Origin of the sequence: Bacillus sp. FJAT-52991 (assembly GCF_037201805.1) — a bacterium.
GTDB classification, from domain to species: Bacteria; Bacillota; Bacilli; order Bacillales; family Domibacillaceae; genus Bacillus_CE; species Bacillus_CE kandeliae.
On the sequence record NZ_CP147404.1, the window covers coordinates 2,323,673 to 2,346,508 of the forward strand.

A 22,836-nucleotide genomic window follows, 5' to 3' on the forward strand; every position below is an offset into this window, starting at 1 on the left:
TGCAGCTTTTTGCATATGTCTATTGTAAGCGAAAAAACTCTTGCTTGACAAATTTACCTAGTAGGATATGATTTTTTGTGAGTAACAATTAAAGGAGCATATAAATGGTTCGAATTGTCGCATTATTAATATTAGTCATTCCAGGTTTTCTTGCAGGATTAGGGATTAAATTAATGAGGGATATGCTATTTGGCGTTTCACACCCCCCTTTCCCATTTTTATGGATGCAATTTATCGCCGGTTTACTTTTATTTGTTGGAGGATTAGGCTTTATCGCAGGATTTATTTTTCGCCGTGATCGGAAAAATAATAAAGTACAGGATCGCTTCAAAAAACAGTGAAGGAATTATCCATACTCCAAAAAAGGCTTTTCTAGAATGTTTGTGTGAACATTTCTAGAAAAGCCTTTTATTCTTTACTTCCCAAGGACTACTTTTCGAATGACAATCGCTTTTTTTGGATCATCGGTAAATATAGCAGAACAGCCTTGCTTCATAAGCCACTCCATTTGCTTCTCCTTATTGACCGTATAAGGGCGAATATCAATGCCTGCTTCAATAGAGGTTTTGATGATGCTGCTATTGACTGTGCGAACATTTGGATGAATCGCACTAGCTCCAATAGCTGCCGCATATTTCCATGGCATATACAAATGAGAGGAATACAAGATGGCCGTTTTAATATCCGGTGCGAGACGATGGAAATGGGCCAAAGAATAATGATTAAATGAAGAGATCATCACTCGATCTTCATATTGATATTGACGGATGAACTGAAGGACCTTTTCTTCCATCCCTGTATATAGAAATTCGTTATTTTTCAACTCGATATTACATAATAAGTTATTCGTTCTCATCCAATTAAATACATCTGTAAGCAAAGGAATCGTTGGTGGAGATTGGGTGTTAGTATATTTGTATGATGCTTGCAAATACTTCATCTCACTCCAAGACCAATCCTTCACATAGCCCTTCCCATTCGTTGTACGGTCTAATCTTTCATCATGAATGACGACCACGCACCCGTCTTTTGTCATTTGAACATCTAGTTCAATTCCATCCGCACCAGCTTCTTTAGCAGCTTGAAACGCAAGCATCGTATTTTCAGGTGCTACAGCCGAATAGCCTCGGTGGGCAAAAATTAATGTCATTGTATGGGATCTTCCTTTCCTGCTCGTCTCTGAACAAAAAACAAGAGGAAACGATGATTTTCGCTCCTCTTTACACGTTTATACAATATGGCATTCTTCTAATTTTTTCAAGAAGCTTTATGCTCTAGTCTTAATTTATCTGCCACCATCGCAATAAATTCTGAATTTGTAGGCTTTGCTTTTGACATAGATACAGTATAACCAAACAAAGTGGAGATGGAATCGATATTTCCACGGCTCCAAGCCACTTCAATGGCATGACGAATCGCACGTTCAACTCGACTGGCTGTTGTGTTGTATTTTTTGGCGATGTCAGGATATAACACTTTCGTAATCGAGCCAAGCAACTCAATGTCATTGTAAACCATCGAAATTGCTTCACGTAAATATAAATATCCTTTGATGTGAGCAGGAACTCCGATTTCATGAATAATGCTCGTAATGCTAGCATCAAGATTGATTGGCTTTTTCTCTGCCGGCTTTAGGACTGAATTTAATGAGCGCTGAATCGCTGGATTTTCAGCACCGCTAACTTGACGAATATGACTAACGAGGCTTTCCATATCAAACGGCTTTAACATAAAATAGGAAGCGCCAAGGTCAACCGCTTTCTTTGTCACGTCCTCTTGACCGAATGCTGTTAACATAATGACATTTGGCATTGTAGCTAAATTGATCTCTCTCATTTTTTCCAATACAGCTAATCCGTCTACATGCGGCATAATAATATCGAGGATCAATACATCCGCTTTCACCTCTGGAAGAATTTCTAAACATTCTTGTCCATTGTTCGCCTTTGCCACTACTTCCATATCATCTTGAGAAGAAATGTATTCTTCTAGTAACTTCACTAGTTCACGATTGTCATCAACAACAGCTACTTTAATTTTTTTCAAAAACGCTCCCCCTCACATTTTGTTTACTCTTACAGTATATTCTAATGGTTTTTTCGACAAAGAGAAATGAAATCCTTTAATTTTTCCTCTTTTTTTATAATATATATTTATTTCCTTATTTTTCTCATGTTTTCGACGATGTTCTATGTAAAAAAAACAAGCGAATGCTTCGCTTGTTTAACTGACCTTTTCTTCTGTTAATGGAATGCCGGCTTCGTTGAGCATCCATTCAATATGAACACCATATCCCGATGTTGGATCATTCACAAAGACATGGGTCACCGCTCCCACTATTTTATTATTTTGAATAATCGGGCTGCCACTCATACCTTGAACAATTCCTCCAGTGCGGTCGAGAAGCTTCGGGTCGGTAATTTTGATGACCATCCCTTTTGTAGCTGGATACTTTTGTGGGATGGTACTGACAATTTCTATATCGTACCACTCCACTTTTTTTCCATTCACCACAGTTAAAATTTTGGCTGGGCCTTCTTTCACTTCATGAGATAACGCAACTGGATAAGCTTGGTTCGTAAATGAATGATGCATCGGCTTTTTTAATTGCCCGAAAATGCCATATGGACTATTATTCGTAATATTTCCTAATCGTTCTTGACTAGCCGAAAACTGAGCTAGCTTTTCACCCGGGTTCCCGTAACGTCCTTTTTGAATGGACATGACCGTTGATTGAACAATTTCTCCATCTTGAACGATGATCGGCTTTTTTGTATCCACGTCTGTGATGACATGACCAAGTGCCCCATATTTTTTTGATTTCGGCTCATAAAAAGTTAACGTGCCAATTCCGGCTGCTGAATCACGTATATAAAGGCCTAACTTATAGGATTTCTCTTTTTGATCTTTAAGTGGTTTTAGCTTTGTTTCAAACTGTTTATGACCTCTTCGAATGACGATATTCATCGGTTGACTTTTATCTACACCTTGAAGAAATGCTCCCACATCTTGCATTTTTTCTATTCTCTTTCCGTTAATTTTTGTGATTAAGTCTCCCACTTGAATGCCGGCTTGTTCTCCTGGAGACTGTTTTCCTTGAGTGGTGTCGACTAGATGATGACCAACCACCAGCACACCAATTGTATTCATTTTAATTCCAATGGATTGTCCGCCAGGAATGATCTTGACTTCTTTTATTGCTGTCGCTTTCCTGTTATTAGTTAATGGGAATCCTGCTGACTCGAGCAACTCTTCCTTTTGCCCGATGCTTCTGCCTGAGATCGCCGAAATACTTTCTTCATTTCTATTGTGTATTTCTTTTGCCTCGACAGGCTGTATAATGAACCAATTCAATAAACAAAATAAAATGGAAACAAGGAGAATTCCACCAGTGGTTTTGCTCAATCCTTTGTCCTTCAACCCCTTCACTCTCCTCGCTTCTGAATGAGCCACTTTGATGGCTGTACATTTACTTTTTCCTTAGAGCAAGTCAATTATTACGGAAAAATCCTCCCATCATTGGATAGCTTGGCGTTCACAACAAAATAGCTGTCCCCCTTTTTAGAGAGACAGCCATACTATTTAGCCATTTTTTAAAGAAGCCGCTAATTCAAGCAACTCCTTTGCATGTTGTTTTGTTAAATCTGTCATTTCGACCCCAGAAATCATTCGTCCGATTTCTTTAATCTTCTCCTCATTTTCAAGCGGTTCAACAAATGTTTTTGTTCGTCCACCTGTCATAATTTTGGATATGTATAAATGGACATCGGCCATCGCGGCGACTTGTGGCAGATGGGATATACAAAGGACTTGCGAATGAATCGATACTTGATGAATTTTTTCTCCGATAGATTGAGCGACTCGACCACTAACACCCGTATCCACTTCATCAAAGATAATCGAGGTCACTCCTTGGTGCTTAGAGAAAATCGTCTTCATCGCTAGCATCATTCGGGATAATTCCCCTCCAGAAGCTACTTTAGACAACGGCTTTAACGGTTCACCTGGATTCGTGGAAATATAAAATTCAACTTCATCTAGCCCGTCCTTTTTAAACGAAGGAACATGCTTTGTATGATCTTCACCATCGACAAGAAATTGAATATCGAATACGGTTTTATCCATGTAAAGCTGTTTTAACTCATGATGGATCGCATCTACTAACTTTTGAGCCGCTTGTTTGCGTAAATAACTGAGCTGCTTCCCTTCAAGCAATAAATCTTTTTCATAAGCTAATCGCTCACTTTGCAGCTTTTCAATATGCGTTTCTCTATTTGTTAATGTTTCGATTTCCTCTTCAATTTTCCCGCCATACTCCATGATCTCTTCAATGGTGCTTCCATATTTCCTTTTCAAGACATTAATTTCATTGAGTCTCGTTTCAATCTCATTTAATCGATTGGGATCAAATTCTAGCCCATCAAGCGCTGAGCTTATTTGGCGTGAGACATCCTCTATTGCATAAAAACTTTCGGATACAGCTTCATAGAGCGAACGATATTGTTCATCAATTTCCGCGGCTGTTTCAAGTTGACTCATCGCAAGACCGATCCAATCTAGCCCTTTTCCTTCTCCTTGCAAGGCATTATAACTCGTCTGAGTGGACTCATATAATTTTTCAAAATTGCTCAGTCTTCTTTTTTCTTCTGCTAATTCATCATCTTCCCTTAATTTCAAATCTGCTTTTTGAATTTCATTTAGCTGAAATTGAATTAAATCGAGACGATGAGCCATTTGCTGTTCATTTTCACTTAGCTGGCGGATCGCCTTCATCGTTTGCTCATAGCGTTTGAAAATATCCGCATAGTTTGTTTTCGCTGCTAAAATATCACTTCCACCAAATTGATCTAACAAATGTAAATGCTGATTTGTATCCATTAATTCTTGATGTTCATGCTGACCGTGAATATCGACAAGCGTCGAACCAATTTCACGAAGAATCGCAATGGTCACAAGCTTGCCGTTGATTCGACAGACACTTTTTCCGGTAGCAGAGATTTCTCTGCGAATGACCACGATCTCATCCTCAATCTCAATCCCAAATTGATGGGCTTTTTGAACAGAGGGATGATCTGGACCGTCTATACTAAACATCCCTTCAATTTCGGATTTTCTCTCTCCATGGCGAACAAATTCTGACGAGCCTCGTCCACCTGCTAGTAAGTGCACGGCATCAATAATAATTGATTTACCGGCTCCCGTTTCTCCTGTTAACACCGTCAGGCCTTTTTCTAATGACAGGTTTAACTCTTCAATGATGGCAAAATTGCGTATGGACAATTCCTGTAGCAATGTCTATTCACCTCAAATTAAAGCATTTCTAAAAATCGTTCTGAAATAATGGATGTATGCTCAGGTGCACGACAAATAATTAAGCAAGTGTCATCACCACAAATAGTTCCCATAATTTCTTCCCAATCAAGGTTATCAATTAAAGCTCCGACTGCTTGAGCATTTCCTGGAAGTGTTTTCATTACGACAAAATGACCAGCTGCATCAATACTGACAAATGCATCCACTAAGGAACGTTTCAGTTTTTGCAACGGATTAAAGCGCTGGTCGGCAGGGAGGCTATACTTATAGCGTCCATCCATGAGTGGTACTTTGACTAAATGGAGCTCTTTAATATCTCTTGATACCGTTGCTTGAGTCACATTGTAGCCTAAAGTCTTTAAACGATCGACTAGTTCATCTTGTGTTTCGATTTCATTATTAGCAATAATTTCTCTAATTTTTATATGACGTTGCCCTTTATTCATCATGTCACCTCAAAAAGCGTATAAATATGCTGTAGTATTCACATTTTATCTTAATTCTATCCTTGTGTATAGTCGTTATATCACACTGCTCACACAAAAAAGAGGCCGTTCTCAAGATCACTTGTCTTTCAAACAGTCTCTTCTTGTGGTCCTTTCAAATGGACCCACTATTTATTCGTTTTTTGCTTTAGTTGTTCATGAGCATCTATAACGATGGCATCTACAGTCGGTAAGAGTTGATTCTCTCCCGTTTCTTTTGGATGCTCTGGCCAATGTAAGTGAATCAAAAATTCAATGTTTCCATCTCCTCCAGTGATTGGAGAGTATGATAAATCCTTCACATCATATCCAAGCCCTAACGCTAAATCAATGATTTTAAAAATCACTTCTTTATGAATTTTTGCTTCTCTGACAATCCCCTTTTTACCTACTTGCTCTTTGCCTGCTTCAAATTGCGGTTTGATTAAGGCAACAACATCACTTCCTGGAACAAGTAATGTTTTTAACACCGGTAAAATTAAGGACAGAGAAATAAATGAAACATCAATCGTAGCAAATTCAGGCATTCCTTTTTGTAAATCGGCTGGCGTGACATAACGGAAATTCGTTCGCTCCATCACGACTACTCGCTCATCTTGACGAAGTTTCCAAGCGAGTTGATTATACCCAACGTCTAGTGCATAAGAAAGCTTCGCCCCGTTCTGCAATGCACAATCGGTAAAGCCACCTGTTGAAGAACCAATATCTAGCATCATTTTATCCTTCACATCAACATCGAATTCTTTCAATGCCTTTTCAAGCTTTAACCCTCCGCGGCTCACATAACGTAGCGTGTTTCCTTTAATTTGCAAAGGAGCGTCGACAGCAATTTTCTCTCCCGGTTTATCCAGGCGCTCTTCGTTACAATAAACGAGACCTGCCATCACGGCACGCTTCGCTTTTTCTCTTGTTTCTATTAGTCCTCTTTCTACAAGAAGTACATCTATTCGTTCTTTCTTTATTTTCATGCTTAGGCTCTTTTCTGTTTTTTTGGAATCATCGCATGTAACTTTCCAACTGCTGCTTCTTCCGTTAACTCAATTTCTTCCAACAACAAATTGACGCTTCCATGTTCGATGAAACGATCTGGAATACCCATGCGGTCAATGACATGATGATGGTGTCCATGATCATGAGCAAATTCAAGAACGGCGCTTCCGAAGCCCCCTTCAAGAACGGCTTCTTCGATCGTTAATATTGGCATATCTGCGTTTAAAATATTTAACAGCATCTCTTCATCCATCGGTTTGATAAAGCGAGCATTGACAACCTTCACCGAAATCCCTTGTTTTTCCGCTTGCTCTGCCGCTTTCATCGCCATCGGAATCGTTGTACCAAATGTTAAGATGGCTACATCCTGGCCCTCTTTCAACACTTCCCAAGAACCAATCGGAATTTCCTTTAATTCTTCATCCATCGGCACACCGAGTCCATTGCCTCGCGGAAAACGCATAGCAATCGGGCCTTCGTTATACTGAAAAGCTGTGTAAACGAGATGCTGCCCCTCGTTCTCATCTTTCGGCATCATAAGCACCATATTAGGCAGGTGACGTAAAAAAGCAATATCAAATACTCCTTGATGTGTTTCACCATCAGCTCCAACAAGACCTGCTCGATCAATGCCGATAAATACATTTAAATTTGGTCGACAAATATCGTGAACGACTTGATCATAAGCTCGCTGTAAAAACGTTGAGTAAATCGCAAGAAATGGCTTCATCCCTTGAGTAGCTAGTCCAGCTGCTACTGTAGCGGCATGCTGCTCCGCAATTCCTACATCAAACATCCGATCAGGAAACTCTTCTGCAAATCCCAACAGCTTAGAACCAACTGGCATCGCCGGTGTAATAGCCACGACACGATCATCTGTACGGGCAATCTTTCGAGCTGTTTCACTAACAAGGAAACTCCAAGCGGGAGGCTGATTCATAGGCTTAATGATCGTGCCTGTCTCCATTTTATATGGACCAATGCCATGCCATGTTCCCTTCGTATCTAACTCCGCTGGTCGGTAGCCTTTTCCTTTCTTTGTGATCACATGAACAAGGACAGGCCCTTCCACTTTTTTCGCATATTGAAGCTGCTCTAATAAATCCTCAAAATTATGACCATCAATTGGGCCAAGATACGTAAAGCCCATCTCCTCAAAAAACATTCCTGTTACAAATAAATACTTTAAACTGTCTTTTAATCGTTCCGCTGTCTGAGCCATTTTCCCACCAACAGCTGGAATTTTTTTCAGCAAACTTTCGAGTTCATCTTTCACCCAGTTATACTTACCGGCCGTTCGCAAACGCCCCAACATTTGATGAAGCGCCCCAACATTTGGAGCAATAGACATCTCATTATCATTTAAAATAACAATCATATTCTTTTTTTCATGTCCGATATGATTGAGTGCTTCAAGAGCCATTCCTCCGGTTAGTGCTCCATCTCCAATGACTGGTATAATATGAGATTTCTCTTTCTTTAAATCTCTAGCAATGACCATTCCCATAGCTGCTGATAAAGACGTTGAGCTATGCCCAGTTTCCCATACGTCATGTTCACTTTCCGAACATTTAGGAAAACCGCACAATCCTTTATACTGACGAAGAGTATCAAATTGCCCTGCGCGTCCCGTTAATATTTTATGAACATATGACTGATGCCCAACATCCCATAAAATTTTATCGGTAGGACTGCGAAAGCAACGATGTAAAGCAATCGTTAACTCTACCACTCCAAGATTAGGTCCGATATGCCCTCCCGTTTTGGATAAATTTTCGATTAAAAATTGACGAATATCTGCACTTAAATCATTCAATTCATCTATCGACATATTTTTCAAAAAAGAGGGGTCTTTAATGGATAATAGATCCAATAGGATCACTCACTTTCATTACTGTGTCATTTGTCACTTTGTCTTTATTATAACGTGCTTGATTTTTTCTACAACTTTTTATTGTAGAAATTACAGTTATAAGTGACTTTGAAAAAATAGCCGCTAACACTATGGCGTGATAACGGCAAATTAATAAAAAATAGTACTAATATTATACCATACGTCTCAAATTACAACAATTTTAGTCATTTTTCATTGATCTCGATCGGCAATTAAATGGGCCAGTTTCTTCAAGAGTTCAGCATCCGTATTCGTTTTTTCTATCGCTTCAAGTGCTTGCGATAAATGCTCTTGAAGCTTTTCTTTCGCTCCTGAAAGCGTCAGTAAAGACGGGTACGTACTTTTATGCTTATTGACATCGCTTCCGACTCGCTTCCCAATTTTTTCTTCTAATCCTTCAACGTCTAATATATCGTCTTGAATTTGAAAAGCAAGTCCAATGTGCTTCGCATATGTCTGAAAGTGTTGTAATTGTGCTTCTGTTGCTCCTGACAAAAATGCTCCTGCCATCACACTAAACTCTAACAACTGTCCCGTTTTATGCTTATGGATATATTCAAGCTCTTCTAAAGTCAATTGCTTGTGTTCTCCCTCCATATCGGCCATTTGCCCTCCGACCATTCCAGCAGGACCAGCCGCTTGAGACAACCAATCAATCAACCATACTTTTTGTTCGTTAGAATATTCCTTTGATTGAGCGATGACTTTAAATGCATGTGTTAATAAGGCATCTCCCGCTAATATAGCCGTCGCCTCACCGAACACTTTATGGTTGGTCGGCTTACCGCGTCGTAAATCATCATCATCCATGCTCGGTAAATCATCATGAACCAAAGAATACGTATGGATCATTTCTAAAGCTGCCGCCGCTTCCATTCCCATTAACGGATTTTTCCGAAAAGCAGACATAGTCGCAAATAACAACATCGGACGAATTCTTTTTCCACCTGCCTGAAGGGAATAATCCATTGCTTGTATTAGTATGTCTGGGGCCGCTATTGTAGTAATGATTGTTTGTAATTTTGTTTCGAGTTCTGCTTTATATACATCAATAAATTGTGACAATTGGGTCGCCATATTATTCCCCCTCACTAACAACGAAATCCTGTTCTCCATCTTCTGTCATTAATTTTGCTAACTGATCTTCTGCATTCATCAGCTTTTCATGGCAAAAAGCGGATAACTCCATTCCTTTTTGATAATAGCTCAATGCTTCTTCTAACGGAACGTCACCTTCTTCCAACTTCGTCACAATCGACTCCAGCTGATCCATCGCCTCTTCAAAACTAAGTTGTTTATTCTCCACTTTTATCCTCCTCCATCGATTGAATTTGACAATACAAGCTACCATCGGACAACCGTACTCTTAACTTTTCTCCTACTTTGGCATCTCTCGTTGATTTCACTAATTGATTGTCAGTTGTATAAGTTAAACTATATCCTCTTTCCATCACTTTTAATGGACTTAATGCATGAAGTAACGATACTTTTCGTTTGAATTCGTCTTCTTTACGGCTAAATACGGCTTGCATCTGTCGAATTAAGGTCGTTTTTAGTCTTTCTACCTCGATAACAGACTCACGAATTTGTTTTCCAGGGTGACTTCTTTGTAAGCGATTTGTCAGCTCATTTATTTGAGTATGAGCCTGTTTTAAATAAAGAGTCTGTTCTCTGACCAATTTTTCTGTTAATCTGTCCAGTCGTTCAGCTTGTTGACGATACAGCGCCTCTGGATTACGCATAATATAAGAATGCTTGACCGTTTCATATCGTTTTCTTTCCCGTCGAACTTTTTCTGACATCGCTCGAATTAATCGGGTTTTTCTCATTGCTACTTTTTCAACGACTTCTTCGATATGCGGTACAGCCAGCTCGGCTCCACCTGTTGGTGTGGGTGCTCTCATGTCCGCAACAAAATCGGCGATCGTTACATCCGTTTCATGACCGACAGCTGAAATAATCGGTATTCGAGAAGCTCTAATCGCCAAAGCCACTTGTTCTTCGTTAAAGGCCCAAAGTTCCTCTATCGATCCACCACCACGTCCGACAATTAATACATCCGCATGGCCATCATCATTGGCTTTTTCAATCGCTGAAACAATCGAAGGGGCGGCATTCTCTCCTTGAACAAGTGCTGGATAGACAAGCATTTGGACGACTGGATAGCGCCTCTTGATCGTTGTTATAATGTCTCTCACAGCCGCTCCTGTTGGTGAAGTAATGATCCCAATCACTTTAGGATAGACAGGCAGAGGTCGTTTTTTGCTAATGTCAAATAGCCCTTCTTTTTCCAACCGTTTCTTTAACTGCTCAAAAGCAAGATAAAGATCGCCGATTCCGTCTGGTTGCATCGACTTCACATACATTTGGTATTGACCGCCTGCTTCGTAAACAGTGACATCTCCCTTAATTAACACTTGCATTCCGTTTTCTGGCCTAAATTTTAACGATCGATTGGCAGATGAAAACATAACCGCCAACATCCGAGCCTGATCATCTTTTAAAGTAAAGTACATATGCCCGCTAGAGTGCATTTTAAAGTTAGAAATTTCCCCTTTAACAAATACATTTGTCAAATGCGGATCGGCATCGAATTTTCGTTTTATGTATTTGGTTAACGCTTTAACCGTTAAATAGCGTTGAACATCCATCTTTCATTCCACCTTTTTTGGTCAAGCTAAAAAGCTGCCTCCCCATTATAACATGTTCGGGGGACAGCTTTTACATTTCAAACTGCTTATTTAGATGCCACCATCGCTGATTTTTGTTTCACAGATTGCACCGTATTAAACAATAACATCGTAATCGTCATTGGACCAACACCACCTGGAACTGGTGTAATGGCACCTGCCACTTCTTTTGCACTTTCGAAATCAACATCGCCACAAAGCTTACCATTTTCATCACGATTCATCCCAACGTCGATCACAATCGCTCCTGGCTTAAAATCTTCTGCTTTCAAGAATTTCGCTTTGCCCACAGCTGCGATCACAACATCTGCTTGCTTCGTAAAAGAAGAAAGGTCTTTTGTTCTAGAATGACAGACCGTTACTGTTGCGCTCTCTTGTAAAGAAAGCAAGGCAGCTGGTTTACCAACGATGTTACTGCGGCCAACAACGACTACATGTTTGCCTTCTAATGAAATATTTTCTTTTTCTAACATTTTGATGATGCCATAAGGAGTACAAGAATAGAACGCTTCTTTCCCAATGGACATCTTCCCTACGTTGACTGGATGAAAACCATCTACATCCTTTTCAGGAGAAATTGCATCAATCACTTTGTCCTCTGAAATATGAGAAGGTAATGGTAATTGAACAAGGATGCCATGAATATTTTCATCTTCGTTCAATTCCTGCACTTTTTCAAGCAGTTCTGCTTCTGTAAGGTCTGCCGGATAGCGATAGATTTCTGAATGAATTCCTACCTCTACACAGGCTTTATCTTTATTTCTTACATATGTTTGTGAAGCTTGATCTTCCCCAACTAAAATAACCGCTAAACCCGGTGTCATTCCTTTTTGCTTTAACGCTTCAATTTCTCCCTTTAATTCTTGACGAATATCTTTAGCAATTTGTTTACCATCGATGATTGTTGCTGTCATGATTGTTTCCCCCTTAGTTAGTCATTCATTCTTATATCGACTCTTTAATTCGTGATAATACACCATTTATAAATTTGCTTGAACGTTCATCGCTAAAATGCTTAGCTAGCTCTACCGCTTCATTGATCGCTACTTTATCGGGCACATCATCCGCGTACTTCATTTCATACACTGCTAATCGTAAAATGTTTCGGTCCACTTTTGCTAAGCGATCAAATGACCAATTCTCAAGATTATTCTTAACCACTTGGTCAATCTCTTCTAAATGAGAAATCGTACCCATCACACTGTTTTGTAAATATTCATCAACTGGCGCATCCTCTAATACATTTCTGATCGCCTCTTCAGGGATTGCTCCACTCATATCGATTTGATAAAGGGCCTGCAAGCTTTTCTCACGTGCTGTACGTCTTTTCATTCATTTTAACTCCTTTTGCTTTTTCATCATAAAATGATAATAGCATAAAATGAAAAGAATACACACGTTCTTCCGAAAAAGGACGTGTTTTATTTAAAATCTACCCACTACTAAATAAAGTGAAACTTCAATCAGTGGGGGTTTTCTCCATCCCCCACTGATTGTTAGTTGAACGGATCGGGCGTTTACGGGCTGTTGATCCCCCACCTACATGCCTGCGCTTCTTCTGCCATGTTGAGGTGGGGGTCTTACAGCCCCGTTAATGCGGGATAAAAAAAGCTGACCTATAAGAGAAGGCTTTATATGCCTTTCTCTTTTTGTTTAGGTCAGCCTTTCCTTTATGCTTCTGGTACGAAATCGCTTTCAGTATTTTTTGTTTCAAATTGAATACCAACAACGTGAATGTTCACTTCATCTACTGCCAGCGCAGTCATATTTAATAGCGCTTGGCGAATATTATCTTGAATTTTTTGTGCGACACCAGGAATGGATACGCCAAATGCGATGACACAATATACATCGACTTTAATGCCATCTTCCGTCAAATCTACGCGAACACCTTTACCGTGGTTCTTCTTACCAAGGCGCTCAACGACACCTGATGCAAAGCTACCACGCATTTTCTCGACGCCATCTACTTCAGATGCAGCGATTCCTGCAATAACTTCAATGACTTCAGGAGCAATTTCAATTCGGCCCATGCCATTATCTCCATTGCTCATTTCTAAAACTTGATTAACTTGGCTATTTTCTGCCATCAATCAACACCTCCGTGTTAAATTGTTTATGACTTCATCACTTCATACATTTCAAGGAATTTCGTGTTGAATTCTCCTTCAACAAACTTTTCATGATCAAGTAACTGTAAGTGGAAAGGAATAGTTGTATGAACTCCTTCAATCACAAATTCGCTTAACGCACGTTTCATTCGGGCAATCGCTTCCTCCCGAGTCGATCCAAACGTGATTAGTTTAGCAATCATGGAATCATAAAATGGTGGAATCATATAGCCCGGGTAAACAGCTGAGTCTACACGAACTCCAAAGCCTCCAGGTGGCATATAAGCCGTAATGCGACCAGGAGATGGCATAAAGTTCTTTTCCGGGTTTTCTGCATTAATTCGGCATTCAATCGACCAACCATTAAACTCTACATCTTGTTGTTTAAGAGCAAGTTCTTTACCAGATGCCACGCGAATCTGTTCTTTAATCAAGTCCACACCTGTAACCATTTCCGTCACTGGATGTTCTACTTGAATTCGTGTGTTCATTTCCATGAAATAAAACTCTCTATGATTATAATCATAAATAAATTCTACCGTTCCTGCACCTGTATATTCAACTGCTTGCGCCGCTTTAACTGCTGCATTTCCCATCTCTTCACGAACTTTAGCATCAAGAGCTGGGGAAGGAGTTTCCTCAAGCAATTTTTGCATACGACGTTGAATAGTGCAATCCCGTTCACCTAAGTGAATCACATTTCCATGTGTATCTGCAAGTACTTGAATTTCAACATGTCGAAAATCTTCAATAAATTTTTCTAAATAGACGCCTGGATTTCCAAACGCTGTTGCCGCTTCCTGCTGAGTCATGTTAATGCCTTTTACTAATTCCTGTTCATCGCGAGCTACACGAATCCCTTTACCTCCACCACCGGCTGTTGCTTTAATAATAACCGGATAGCCAATTCCCTCAGCAATGGACATTCCTTCTTCAACCGATTTAATAATGCCATCAGAACCAGGCACAATCGGTACACCAGCTTTCTCCATCGTGTCACGCGCTACATCTTTCGTTCCCATCTGAGTAATAGCTTCAGGAGATGGACCTACAAAAATGATGTTGCATTCACGACAAAGCTCCGCGAAATCTGCGTTTTCTGCTAAAAATCCATAGCCCGGATGGATCGCATCACAATTTGTTAATTTGGCTACACTAATAATATTAGTGAAATTTAAATAACTGTCCTTTGAAGCAGTAGGTCCAATACAGAAAGCTTCATCTGCCAATTGCACATGGAGAGCTTCTTTATCTGCTTCAGAATAGACAGCCACCGTTTCAACATCAAGTTCTTTGCAGGCGCGAATAATACGCACAGCAATTTCCCCACGGTTGGCGATCAATAACTTTTTAATCATTCCGATCTCTCCTTATAAAGGCTTTACTAAAAATAACGGTTGACCGTATTCAACTAATTGTCCATCTTTTACAAGAATTTCTACAATTTCGCCTTCCACTTCCGCTTCAATTTCGTTAAAAAGCTTCATTGCTTCCACGATACAAACAACGGTTTCATCAGATACTTTTGATCCTGGTTTTACATATACATCTGCATCAGGAGATGGTGACTGATAGAATGTCCCTACCATTGGAGAAGTAATTTTATGTAAGTTCTCAGCATTTTCCACTACTTTTGGTGCTTCTGGCGCTGGTACTTCTTGAACAGCAGGCTTTACTTCCGTTTTTTCAATTTGGACAGGAGCAGCTTCTACTTTTGGCGCTTCTTCTTGTACATCTTTAACCACAGAGTATGTCACTCCTGTGTTTTTTTTCATTTTTACTTTACTACCTTCAGATTCAAACACAAATTCTTCAATATTGGACTGATCCACAAGCTTAATAAGTTCTCTTATTTCCTGTACTTTCATTTCTGACACCCCTTGAAAAATTATGACTAGATAATAACATCTTACGATAATACCTAGTAAGAATTCAACTTTTAACTTTTAATTAATAAATAGAATTCTATCCATATATTTTATCCCTTTTCTAGCAAATATGAAATAATAATTTTTTCTAATATTTTTTCAATTCTCTTAATTGATAATAAAAAAGAGCTATCTTAAAAACAAAAGGAACCCTCTCAACGAAACAACATCTAGTATTTGATCAACTGAACATATATCTAGACATTGTGATTTACGTGTAAGGTTCTCTTTTTCCAAGACAGCTCTAGCTTTTGATTTTTACGTTATTTCACCGTTTGAAATTCCACTGCAACAGGTTGCTTTCCCAGCTCGTCCCGTACTAAGCGAATAATTTCATTGGCTGCCGCTGCGGAATGTTTTTCTGCTTTAACGGTGATTCTAACATTCGTTCCATCTGCGCGAACGAGAGCATCTTTATATCCTTTCGATTTAATTAGTGTTTCTAACACATTTTCTTTCGTTGCTAATTCTGTTAATTTTTCCATTTCTTCATAGGCATTATTTTTATCTTCAGCCGAAAGATCTGATGAAGCTACTTTCGCTGTTAAATCCTCTTTCAACTTGTTTCTTTCGTCCTCCATTTCTAATCGAAGAAGATCAAATGCCTCATCTCCTGCAGCTTCTGTCACCACTTCTACTTGTTGATCACTCGCTGTCCCATTAGTTTCTTGAGGCATTTGTCCAGTTAATTCATTTGTCTCTCCTACTTGATTTTTCTTCGAGACGACATCAGGTGAAAGCTGGTCCGGAGAAGTAATGTAGTAGACAGATAATACGACAACTAGGCTAATCATGGTTAGCAACCAAACTGTTTGTTTTTTCAATAGCATTTTAAGCTTCCTCCTTTGGTTTTTTCGGCATGACTGCTACGCGATGGCTCGGCACATGAAGGACCTTTGTAACCGATTCAATCACCCATTTCTTCACTTGGATATTTTCTACTCCCTCTGCTACGACCAATACTCCACGTATCTCTGGCTTTTTCATTTCTAGTATGACGGGAGCGTTCTTATTTTCTTCTTCCATCATCACTAATTCCTCTTCTCTCGTTTGATCAATGATCGTTCTTTCTCCACCTTTCTTATCGATTTCTTTCGTTTCTTGGGATTTGACAGCTGTGTTTTTTTCTAGCACTTTTTGTTCACTAGCTTCTATATTGACTACAACTGTCACATTACTGACACCAGCCATTTCCTCAAGCGCAGATTGTAGTTTTTTTTCATAGTCCTGCTCATAATCGCTTGTTGAGGGTTGAATCGGCGCATTCTTTTGTCCAGATGCTTCTTCACTACGTACTTGATGATCTTGATTGATTACAGGTAGGTCTCCTCTTTCCTTCAAATCACTAAAAAGCATCATTCCCATGCCAAGGATAGCCACAATCACCATCCATTTTGCTTTATTTGCCGCTTTCTCCTCTCCGCTTTTTTTAGATGGGATTAAGGACTGAAGCCATTCCAACGGATTTTTCCGATTACTCAAGGCTGTCCCCCTCCTCTACCATATGAATATTCAGTTGCTCGGTTGGAATATTCCACTTTTTCGAGAGAAAATCGACGAGCAGCTGATCTTCCTTCCGATCCATATTTCTTTTAGAAGGGGGATCGATCACGACTTCATCTATCGTTGTGGAAGATTCCTTCGCATGTATAGAGGCCATATACACATCTACTTGTGCGATATCTGCAGGCGTGTATTCTCCCCATTTGTGAACCTCAATATTTAAATCTATTATTTGTTTTTGAAATTGATTCTTTAATTCGTTTTCCACTTGAGTGCGTAATTGCTGTTCTGTATTTTTCAATATATAGAGTTGTTTAGTAGACTCTAAGTGATCTTGTTTGACCGTCAGCTCCTGCTCTAACTTTTCATCTTTTGCTTGTTTAGCCACCCAGTCATATAGCTCTTGCTCTATATCAACAGAAAACAAGCTCCACATCGGATTGAGCATAACTAATAATAAAAGCAATCCCATTACGACCCTAGCGTATTTCTGAAACTGCGAAGTCGGCAATAGCATGTCCACCACAGCTGCAAGCAGAATAAAAGCGAGCACTTTACTTAGCCAGTCCATTATAAATGCCATTAGTCTCGGTCCCTTCCTTAGCGAATCATCATTGATAAATTACTTGCAGATACGAGAATTACAATCGATAAAAAGAACATGAAGGAGACAATGACGAGAGCGGCTAAAACATAGGTCATATTTTTGCTGATGATGTCGAGACAATCGACCACCATTTTATCCCCAAGTGGCTGCAAAATAGCCGCTGAGATTTTATAGATCATGATTAGGACGAATATTTTTAAAGCTGGAAAGGCAATGATTAACAACAGCATCCCGGCTCCCGCGAGACCAATGGTGTTTTTCAACAATAAAGAAGCACTCATCACCGTGTCTGCCGCTTCTGTAAACATCCTTCCAACAACAGGTATAAAATTTCCAGCTAGAAATTTTGCAGCTCGAATAGCGAGTCCATCAGATACAGCCGCTGCCGTTCCCTGAATGGAAACAACCGCTAAATAAATCGCCATAAAAACACTTAACAAGCCGATACTAAAGCGTCGAAGCAAATCCGCAAGCTTGGTGGCTTGATAATGTTCAGAAAAAAGACTAACTAAGCTAATTAATGTGGCAAAAAACAACAGAGGTAAAACCACTTTTTGGATTAATATCGAGCTAATATTCATTAAAAAAAGTAAAAATGGATGAAACAGCGTGGCCGAAATCGTTCCTCCAGTCGTGGCCAACAGAGCGAGCAGGATAGGGACAAGCGCAAGCAAAAATTGAATCATCCCATCGACCGCTTCCATCGCATAATCCATCGTTAAGCGAAAACTATTTAAAGCGATAATCATAAGAACCATCAACACAATGCCATAAGCCGTCTTACTTACCATCCCTTGTTCAAAGGCATTTTGGAGGATTTGAAGAAAGACGGAAAACACCGTTAACAAAATAAGTGTTCCTAGCAATTTGCCATTCGCTGTCAGTTCATGAAAGGTAAAAGACACAAACCCTTTTGCCCACTCGTCTAACGAAATCGATTGTCCATTTTCTAAAAGACTTGGCAAGGACTCTCGCTTCGTTTCTGGCAAATACTGTCCGTAAGTTTTCACGATGTGATCCCATTGAGCGGAAAGATCCTCCAATCCTAAATGCTGCAACTGCTCCTTCGCCATTCCATCTAAATCGATTTGCTCCTCCTCCATCTCCGCTTGAACACTATAAGAGGCTGATACAACAAAAATGAGGAACAAAAGAGCTGACTTTAACTGTTGCTTCATAAACATCCACCACCATTACTAGCGCTTTGATTAATTCGGAAGCATCGACAAAATGGTTTCAATTAAAAGTGTTAAAATCGGAACAGCCATCGATAAAATGATAACTTTACCTGCAAGCTCCATTTTGGCTGCTAATGCTTCTTGTCCGGCATCCTTTGTCATTTGAGCAGCGAATTCAGCAATATAAGCAATTCCAATAATTTTCAACATCGTTTCAACATAAACAAGTTCTACTTCCGCACGAGCAGCCAGCTTCTTGATCATTAAAATAATCTCGGCGATTTGATCAGCTAAAAACAAAAATAGGCTACTGCCGACAAATAGCACAAGCAAAAAAGTAAAAGCTGGCTGTTGCTCCTCAAGTAACAGAACAAAAAATACGGCAACAAGAACTATTGCGGCTACTTGGATAATTTCAATCGTATTCCTCTCCCGTCATTGAAATAAAAAGACATCTTTTATTTTGTTAAACAAATCCTCAACTACAGTAGCAACCAAAAATAATACGTAAATAAACCCAAATAAAGTGACCCACTGAGCGTACTCTTTTTTTCCTACTTGTTCTAAAATCGTATGGAGGAAGGCCACGATCAAACCGACGCCTGCTATTTTGAATATCATTTCCACTTCAATGCCCATTGTTCTCCTCCTTCTCTGCTATAAAAGTAGCAGCACGATAAATAATCCACCGATAATACTTAAATTTCGATACAGCTTTCCATATCGCTTATATTTTTCAGCCGCCTCTTGTTCTTGACGTTCTAAATGAGTAAGTGTGAGCAAGATTTGCTTTTGCTCTGTTAGTCGATCATGCCTGCCCACCGTATCCCCAAACTCCAATAAAATCGATCGCTCTTCCTCTTTTAATGCAGTCTGTGGCCATATGTCCTGTAAGCTTTTTCTCCAAGCAGATTGAGCATCCATTTCGGTTGTCGTCAGTAAATGAGCAAAAGAAGAAAAGAGGGATGCTATTGGTTGTGGGAGGCGATCAGATAATTTTCTCGCTGATTCATGTAAAGGCGTATGCCCATACACAATTTCTGCTTCTAAAGATTGCAAAGCAGATTTCAGCAACCGGATTTGTCGCGGTCGCTCGCTCAGCTTCCTTCCTTGTTCCACTCCTAACCAAAAAGAACCTAGTAGAATAAAAAGCGCTCCCATCCATTTCACTGCGCCTTCCCTACTCTCATCGCTAACTTCTTCCCGTTTTGATCGAGAACATGAAACGCCCGTTCCCCATTTTGAAACGAAAGTTCAATAAACCGTTCAAAAGCGCCACTTTGAATGATTTTTTCGATCATGGGTCTTCGAGCAGCCTCCTTTAAACTAGTTCCGTGGACAGTTGCCATTAAGGTAATGCCCGCATTCACCGCTTCCGCAACTGCCTGTCCATCTTCTTCCCTCCCGATTTCATCGGCAATCAGTACATCAGGACTCATCGAGCGAATCATCATCATCATTCCTTCTGCTTTCGGACAAGCATCAAGAACATCCGTACGAGTCCCAACATCAAGCTGGGGAACTCCTTTTACACAGCCAGCTATTTCTGAACGTTCATCCACAATCCCTACTTTTACTGGCAATAAGTTGATTGCTTGATCACCGCTAGCGGCGACTCGCGCTACATCTCGCAGTAGCGTTGTTTTCCCCGATTGCGGTGCACCAATGATCAAAGTGCTTTTCCAACGATCATTATAAAGAGCCGAAATAAACGGCTTAGCCACTCCGATTTTTTCACGAGCAATCCGCAAGTTAAAAGACGAGAGATGACGGATCGCTTTCACTTTGCCTTGTTCTAAGATGACTTTTCCTGCTAACCCGACCCGGTGACCACCTTCAATCGTTAAATAGCCGCATCGCAATTCTTCATCTATAGCATAAAAAGAATGCTGACTAAGCTTATTCATAAGTGCTTGTCCTTCCTCAGGTGTAATGATATGTGGCAAAAAGAACACTTGCTGAGCAATGATCTCTAACGGCTGATTCATTCGAATTCTAATCTCTTCCATCTCATCTTTGACTTGGGACGGCAGGCTTTGAATCACTTCCTTTAATGTCGGCGGCAAATAAGATAGAATCGTATCGATAACTATTTCCTCCTTCCCCTCCCTTTTTATTCAATGTATGTTTTTCCTCTCTAGTTATGCCGTTCACTCTAGGTAAAAACAAAAAAAGACCGGCGGCAGCCAGTCATTCGTTCGTGTGTATGAAATTTTGTTTTCGATTATTCTATTTCTTTTAACGCCCTTTCCGCTAAGGATTTAAAGGCAATATCGTCCATTGGCGGATTATGAAGGCCCGCACGCACATGTTGATAGTAGCGATGTAACGGATTTTGGGCACTTAAGCTTCTTGCCCCCACAATTCTCATCGCCAAGTCGACTACTTTGATCGCTTGATTTGTGACAAAGCTTTTGGCAGCCGCCATGTCCGCTTGTACATCTATGTCAGGATGCTGCTCATATTTTTCAGCCACTCCATATAAAAAATGCCTAGATGAAAGTAGATGAATTTCCATTTCGCCGATCTGTTGTTGAATATTAGGCAGTGTACCGATTGGTTTCCCAAGGCTTGTTGGTACGTACTCAGCCGCAAACTTCACTGCGTAGTCTCTTGCGGCACTAGCAATGCCCAAATAACAAGCGGGGATATGCAGCAACCAGCCTTTGCGGCGCTGTTTGCTTTCAGCAGTAACTTCCTCTACGACATATTCTACTGGTATTTCCACATGATCTAACACTAAATCATGACTTGCTGTTCCTCTTAAAGCCACACTATCCCATGTTTCACGAATGGATACTCCTTTTGTTTCGTGCGGAACAAGGAATACTGCGACTGTTCCATTCTCTCTCGTTGCGGTAACGAAAAAGTAATCTAAAACCGGAGAGGCGGAAGTAAATGTTTTTTCTCCAGTAATGATATAAGATTGACCATCTTCAGATAAAACAGCGGTGGTTGTCGGTTTTGCTCCACGAAGAGGGCTTCCTGCATTTCGCTCGCTGGCGGCGGTATTAATAAGCGCACCTTTTTGAATTTCAGGAACAACAATTGACACCACTTCTTCATTCCAGTGACGGTGTTCAGCAAATTCAAGCACTGTCCCCATATGCCATCCGATCGATAAAGCAGTCGATCCACAGCCTTTTGCAATTTGCTCTTGAAAGGATAGAAATTGTGTTAAACTCACACCTCCCCCCTTATATTCTTTTGGCAATGTTTGTGTCGTGTAGTCTACTTTTTTTAGTTCCGCTACATTTTGAAATGGAAATGAATTCAGCTGATCTAATTCTCTTTCCCTCTCTTGAAAATCATTTTTTAATTTCTTTAAAGAAGAAAGCACATCCTTTGGTGATTCTGTATAAGCTGTCATTTACAATCCTTCTTTCTATTATTCTGATTCGAATACTCGGTTTTATAATCAAAAATTTTTCTCCGCTTTAAAAATCAATAAATAAACTTCATCTTCTAGTATATTCCTTTTAATTATTTCATAAATTCAGGAAAATAACAAGGGATTATACAATAAAAAAGCTGTTCCTACATAGAGGAACAGCCTTCTTGACATTTATGCACGTGAAACGTAGCTGCCGTCATCTGTATTGACGATTAATACATCGTCTTCGTTCACAAAGAAAGGAACTTGAACAACTAAGCCTGTTTCTACAGTCGCTGGCTTCGTACCACCTGAAGCCGTGTCACCTTTGATTCCAGGCTCTGTTTCAGTTACTTTCAGCTCAACTGTATTCGGCAATTCTACACCAAGTGTTTCTGTTTGATACATCATGATGGAAACTTCCATATTCTCTTTCAAGAATTTTAATTCGTATTCGATTTGATCCGCTGGAAGCTCGATTTGCTCGTATGATTCATTATCCATGAATACATGTTGGTCACCATTTGCATATAAGTATTGCATTCTGCGATTATCGATTTGAGCTTTAGCTACTTTCTCACCCGCACGGAATGTCTTTTCTTGAATCGCTCCATTGCGAAGGTTACGAAGTTTAGAGCGGACAAATGCAGCCCCTTTTCCTGGCTTTACATGTTGGAATTCAACGACGCGCCAAATGCCGCCATCCACTTCAATTGTTAATCCTGTACGAAAATCATTTACTGAAATCATTTTGTAAATCCTCC

General features: G+C 39.9%; 26 protein-coding genes. 1 reads left to right on the forward strand and 25 read right to left on the reverse strand.

Annotated features, from left to right (window positions below; all coding sequences use genetic code 11):
- Nucleotides 1-104 precede the first annotated feature (104 nt).
- Nucleotides 105-341 carry a DUF2627 domain-containing protein gene (locus WDJ61_RS11970; protein WP_338750003.1) on the forward strand — a complete coding sequence of 79 codons (237 nt, stop codon included), beginning with the start codon at nucleotides 105-107 and terminating at the stop codon, nucleotides 339-341.
- Nucleotides 342-415: 74 nt separating this feature from the next.
- Here the strand turns inward: WDJ61_RS11970 and WDJ61_RS11975 are convergent, their stop codons facing one another.
- From WDJ61_RS11975 to efp, 25 genes are all read right to left on the reverse strand, one after another.
- A complete protein-coding gene (locus tag WDJ61_RS11975) occupies nucleotides 416-1,150 on the reverse strand; it encodes a glycerophosphodiester phosphodiesterase (protein WP_338750005.1) in 735 nt (244 codons plus the stop codon).
- Nucleotides 1,151-1,257: 107 nt separating this feature from the next.
- On the reverse strand, nucleotides 1,258-2,046 hold the full coding sequence (gene spo0A, locus WDJ61_RS11980) for a sporulation transcription factor Spo0A (protein WP_338750007.1): 789 nt from the start codon (nucleotides 2,044-2,046) through the stop codon (nucleotides 1,258-1,260).
- 177 nt (nucleotides 2,047-2,223) lie between these two features.
- Nucleotides 2,224-3,420 (reverse strand): SpoIVB peptidase, encoded by a 1,197-nt coding sequence (spoIVB, locus tag WDJ61_RS11985; RefSeq protein WP_338750009.1) that lies wholly within the window; start codon nucleotides 3,418-3,420, stop codon nucleotides 2,224-2,226.
- 162 nt (nucleotides 3,421-3,582) lie between these two features.
- Complete coding sequence (gene recN, locus WDJ61_RS11990; RefSeq protein ID WP_338750010.1) at nucleotides 3,583-5,292, reverse strand: DNA repair protein RecN; 1,710 nt, start codon at nucleotides 5,290-5,292, stop codon at nucleotides 3,583-3,585.
- Nucleotides 5,293-5,309: 17 nt separating this feature from the next.
- On the reverse strand, nucleotides 5,310-5,759 hold the full coding sequence (gene ahrC / locus WDJ61_RS11995) for a transcriptional regulator AhrC/ArgR (RefSeq protein WP_338750011.1): 450 nt from the start codon (nucleotides 5,757-5,759) through the stop codon (nucleotides 5,310-5,312).
- A 167-nt stretch (nucleotides 5,760-5,926) separates the two neighbouring features.
- Nucleotides 5,927-6,766: a TlyA family RNA methyltransferase gene (locus WDJ61_RS12000; RefSeq protein WP_338750012.1), complete on the reverse strand. Its 840-nt coding sequence runs from the start codon at nucleotides 6,764-6,766 to the stop codon at nucleotides 5,927-5,929.
- A gap of 2 nt (nucleotides 6,767-6,768) precedes the next feature.
- On the reverse strand, nucleotides 6,769-8,661 hold the full coding sequence (gene dxs, locus WDJ61_RS12005; RefSeq protein ID WP_338750013.1) for a 1-deoxy-D-xylulose-5-phosphate synthase: 1,893 nt from the start codon (nucleotides 8,659-8,661) through the stop codon (nucleotides 6,769-6,771).
- Nucleotides 8,662-8,874: 213 nt separating this feature from the next.
- Complete coding sequence (locus WDJ61_RS12010; protein ID WP_338750014.1) at nucleotides 8,875-9,759, reverse strand: polyprenyl synthetase family protein; 885 nt, start codon at nucleotides 9,757-9,759, stop codon at nucleotides 8,875-8,877.
- Between the two features lies 1 nt (nucleotide 9,760).
- Nucleotides 9,761-10,033, reverse strand: a complete 273-nt coding sequence (xseB, locus tag WDJ61_RS12015; RefSeq protein WP_338750015.1) for an exodeoxyribonuclease VII small subunit — start codon at nucleotides 10,031-10,033, stop codon at nucleotides 9,761-9,763.
- Nucleotides 9,978-11,333: an exodeoxyribonuclease VII large subunit gene (gene xseA, locus WDJ61_RS12020; RefSeq protein WP_338750016.1), complete on the reverse strand. Its 1,356-nt coding sequence runs from the start codon at nucleotides 11,331-11,333 to the stop codon at nucleotides 9,978-9,980. Before xseA ends, xseB begins: the two co-directional genes overlap by 56 nt.
- 86 nt (nucleotides 11,334-11,419) lie before the next feature.
- Nucleotides 11,420-12,286, reverse strand: a complete 867-nt coding sequence (folD, locus tag WDJ61_RS12025; protein WP_338750018.1) for a bifunctional methylenetetrahydrofolate dehydrogenase/methenyltetrahydrofolate cyclohydrolase FolD — start codon at nucleotides 12,284-12,286, stop codon at nucleotides 11,420-11,422.
- A gap of 31 nt (nucleotides 12,287-12,317) precedes the next feature.
- Nucleotides 12,318-12,704: a transcription antitermination factor NusB gene (gene nusB, locus WDJ61_RS12030; RefSeq protein ID WP_338750020.1), complete on the reverse strand. Its 387-nt coding sequence runs from the start codon at nucleotides 12,702-12,704 to the stop codon at nucleotides 12,318-12,320.
- A gap of 338 nt (nucleotides 12,705-13,042) precedes the next feature.
- A complete protein-coding gene (locus WDJ61_RS12035; protein WP_338750022.1) occupies nucleotides 13,043-13,462 on the reverse strand; it encodes an Asp23/Gls24 family envelope stress response protein in 420 nt (139 codons plus the stop codon).
- 26 nt (nucleotides 13,463-13,488) lie between these two features.
- Nucleotides 13,489-14,841, reverse strand: coding sequence for an acetyl-CoA carboxylase biotin carboxylase subunit (accC, locus tag WDJ61_RS12040; RefSeq protein ID WP_338750024.1), 1,353 nt, complete (start codon nucleotides 14,839-14,841; stop codon nucleotides 13,489-13,491).
- Nucleotides 14,842-14,853: 12 nt separating this feature from the next.
- Nucleotides 14,854-15,351 carry an acetyl-CoA carboxylase biotin carboxyl carrier protein gene (gene accB / locus WDJ61_RS12045; RefSeq protein ID WP_338750026.1) on the reverse strand — a complete coding sequence of 166 codons (498 nt, stop codon included), beginning with the start codon at nucleotides 15,349-15,351 and terminating at the stop codon, nucleotides 14,854-14,856.
- A gap of 323 nt (nucleotides 15,352-15,674) precedes the next feature.
- A complete protein-coding gene (locus WDJ61_RS12050; RefSeq protein ID WP_338750028.1) occupies nucleotides 15,675-16,241 on the reverse strand; it encodes a SpoIIIAH-like family protein in 567 nt (188 codons plus the stop codon).
- Between the two features lies 1 nt (nucleotide 16,242).
- The gene (gene spoIIIAG / locus WDJ61_RS12055) at nucleotides 16,243-16,893 is read right to left on the reverse strand and encodes a stage III sporulation protein AG (protein WP_338750029.1); all 651 of its coding nucleotides are present in this window, start codon (nucleotides 16,891-16,893) and stop codon (nucleotides 16,243-16,245) included.
- Nucleotides 16,886-17,497, reverse strand: coding sequence for a stage III sporulation protein AF (gene spoIIIAF, locus WDJ61_RS12060; RefSeq protein WP_338750030.1), 612 nt, complete (start codon nucleotides 17,495-17,497; stop codon nucleotides 16,886-16,888). Before spoIIIAF ends, spoIIIAG begins: the two co-directional genes overlap by 8 nt.
- 17 nt (nucleotides 17,498-17,514) lie before the next feature.
- A complete protein-coding gene (spoIIIAE, locus tag WDJ61_RS12065; protein WP_338750031.1) occupies nucleotides 17,515-18,699 on the reverse strand; it encodes a stage III sporulation protein AE in 1,185 nt (394 codons plus the stop codon).
- Nucleotides 18,700-18,729: 30 nt separating this feature from the next.
- Nucleotides 18,730-19,110: a stage III sporulation protein AD gene (gene spoIIIAD, locus WDJ61_RS12070; protein ID WP_338754785.1), complete on the reverse strand. Its 381-nt coding sequence runs from the start codon at nucleotides 19,108-19,110 to the stop codon at nucleotides 18,730-18,732.
- Between the two features lie 24 nt (nucleotides 19,111-19,134).
- Nucleotides 19,135-19,338, reverse strand: a complete 204-nt coding sequence (spoIIIAC, locus tag WDJ61_RS12075; RefSeq protein WP_338750032.1) for a stage III sporulation protein AC — start codon at nucleotides 19,336-19,338, stop codon at nucleotides 19,135-19,137.
- Nucleotides 19,339-19,356: 18 nt separating this feature from the next.
- Complete coding sequence (gene spoIIIAB, locus WDJ61_RS12080) at nucleotides 19,357-19,860, reverse strand: stage III sporulation protein SpoIIIAB (RefSeq protein ID WP_338754786.1); 504 nt, start codon at nucleotides 19,858-19,860, stop codon at nucleotides 19,357-19,359.
- A gap of 5 nt (nucleotides 19,861-19,865) precedes the next feature.
- Nucleotides 19,866-20,786 (reverse strand): stage III sporulation protein AA, encoded by a 921-nt coding sequence (gene spoIIIAA, locus WDJ61_RS12085; RefSeq protein WP_338754787.1) that lies wholly within the window; start codon nucleotides 20,784-20,786, stop codon nucleotides 19,866-19,868.
- A gap of 137 nt (nucleotides 20,787-20,923) precedes the next feature.
- Complete coding sequence (locus WDJ61_RS12090; protein WP_338750033.1) at nucleotides 20,924-22,069, reverse strand: acyl-CoA dehydrogenase family protein; 1,146 nt, start codon at nucleotides 22,067-22,069, stop codon at nucleotides 20,924-20,926.
- Between the two features lie 195 nt (nucleotides 22,070-22,264).
- Complete coding sequence (gene efp, locus WDJ61_RS12095) at nucleotides 22,265-22,822, reverse strand: elongation factor P (RefSeq protein WP_338750034.1); 558 nt, start codon at nucleotides 22,820-22,822, stop codon at nucleotides 22,265-22,267.
- Nucleotides 22,823-22,836: the final 14 nt, after the last annotated feature.

What these genes read in the sequence shown, in the direction of transcription:
- spoIIIAC (WP_338750032.1), bottom strand. Translation starts at nt 19,338, where the DNA reads ATGGGCATTGAAGTGGAAATGATATTCAAAATAGCAGGCGTCGGTTTG.
- spoIIIAE (WP_338750031.1), bottom strand. Translation starts at nt 18,699, where the DNA reads ATGAAGCAACAGTTAAAGTCAGCTCTTTTGTTCCTCATTTTTGTTGTA.
- WDJ61_RS12035 (WP_338750022.1), bottom strand. Translation starts at nt 13,462, where the DNA reads ATGGCAGAAAATAGCCAAGTTAATCAAGTTTTAGAAATGAGCAATGGA.
- WDJ61_RS12050 (WP_338750028.1), bottom strand. Translation starts at nt 16,241, where the DNA reads ATGCTATTGAAAAAACAAACAGTTTGGTTGCTAACCATGATTAGCCTA.
- WDJ61_RS12090 (WP_338750033.1), bottom strand. Translation starts at nt 22,069, where the DNA reads ATGACAGCTTATACAGAATCACCAAAGGATGTGCTTTCTTCTTTAAAG.
- accB (WP_338750026.1), bottom strand. Translation starts at nt 15,351, where the DNA reads ATGAAAGTACAGGAAATAAGAGAACTTATTAAGCTTGTGGATCAGTCC.
- xseA (WP_338750016.1), bottom strand. Translation starts at nt 11,333, where the DNA reads ATGGATGTTCAACGCTATTTAACGGTTAAAGCGTTAACCAAATACATA.
- WDJ61_RS12010 (WP_338750014.1), bottom strand. Translation starts at nt 9,759, where the DNA reads ATGGCGACCCAATTGTCACAATTTATTGATGTATATAAAGCAGAACTC.
- spoIIIAB (WP_338754786.1), bottom strand. Translation starts at nt 19,860, where the DNA reads ATGGGAGCGCTTTTTATTCTACTAGGTTCTTTTTGGTTAGGAGTGGAA.
- WDJ61_RS11975 (WP_338750005.1), bottom strand. Translation starts at nt 1,150, where the DNA reads ATGACATTAATTTTTGCCCACCGAGGCTATTCGGCTGTAGCACCTGAA.
- WDJ61_RS12000 (WP_338750012.1), bottom strand. Translation starts at nt 6,766, where the DNA reads ATGAAAATAAAGAAAGAACGAATAGATGTACTTCTTGTAGAAAGAGGA.
- ahrC (WP_338750011.1), bottom strand. Translation starts at nt 5,759, where the DNA reads ATGAATAAAGGGCAACGTCATATAAAAATTAGAGAAATTATTGCTAAT.
- nusB (WP_338750020.1), bottom strand. Translation starts at nt 12,704, where the DNA reads ATGAAAAGACGTACAGCACGTGAGAAAAGCTTGCAGGCCCTTTATCAA.
- WDJ61_RS11970 (WP_338750003.1), top strand. Translation starts at nt 105, where the DNA reads ATGGTTCGAATTGTCGCATTATTAATATTAGTCATTCCAGGTTTTCTT.
- efp (WP_338750034.1), bottom strand. Translation starts at nt 22,822, where the DNA reads ATGATTTCAGTAAATGATTTTCGTACAGGATTAACAATTGAAGTGGAT.
- folD (WP_338750018.1), bottom strand. Translation starts at nt 12,286, where the DNA reads ATGACAGCAACAATCATCGATGGTAAACAAATTGCTAAAGATATTCGT.
- xseB (WP_338750015.1), bottom strand. Translation starts at nt 10,033, where the DNA reads ATGGTAGCTTGTATTGTCAAATTCAATCGATGGAGGAGGATAAAAGTG.
- spoIIIAF (WP_338750030.1), bottom strand. Translation starts at nt 17,497, where the DNA reads ATGGCATTTATAATGGACTGGCTAAGTAAAGTGCTCGCTTTTATTCTG.
- accC (WP_338750024.1), bottom strand. Translation starts at nt 14,841, where the DNA reads ATGATTAAAAAGTTATTGATCGCCAACCGTGGGGAAATTGCTGTGCGT.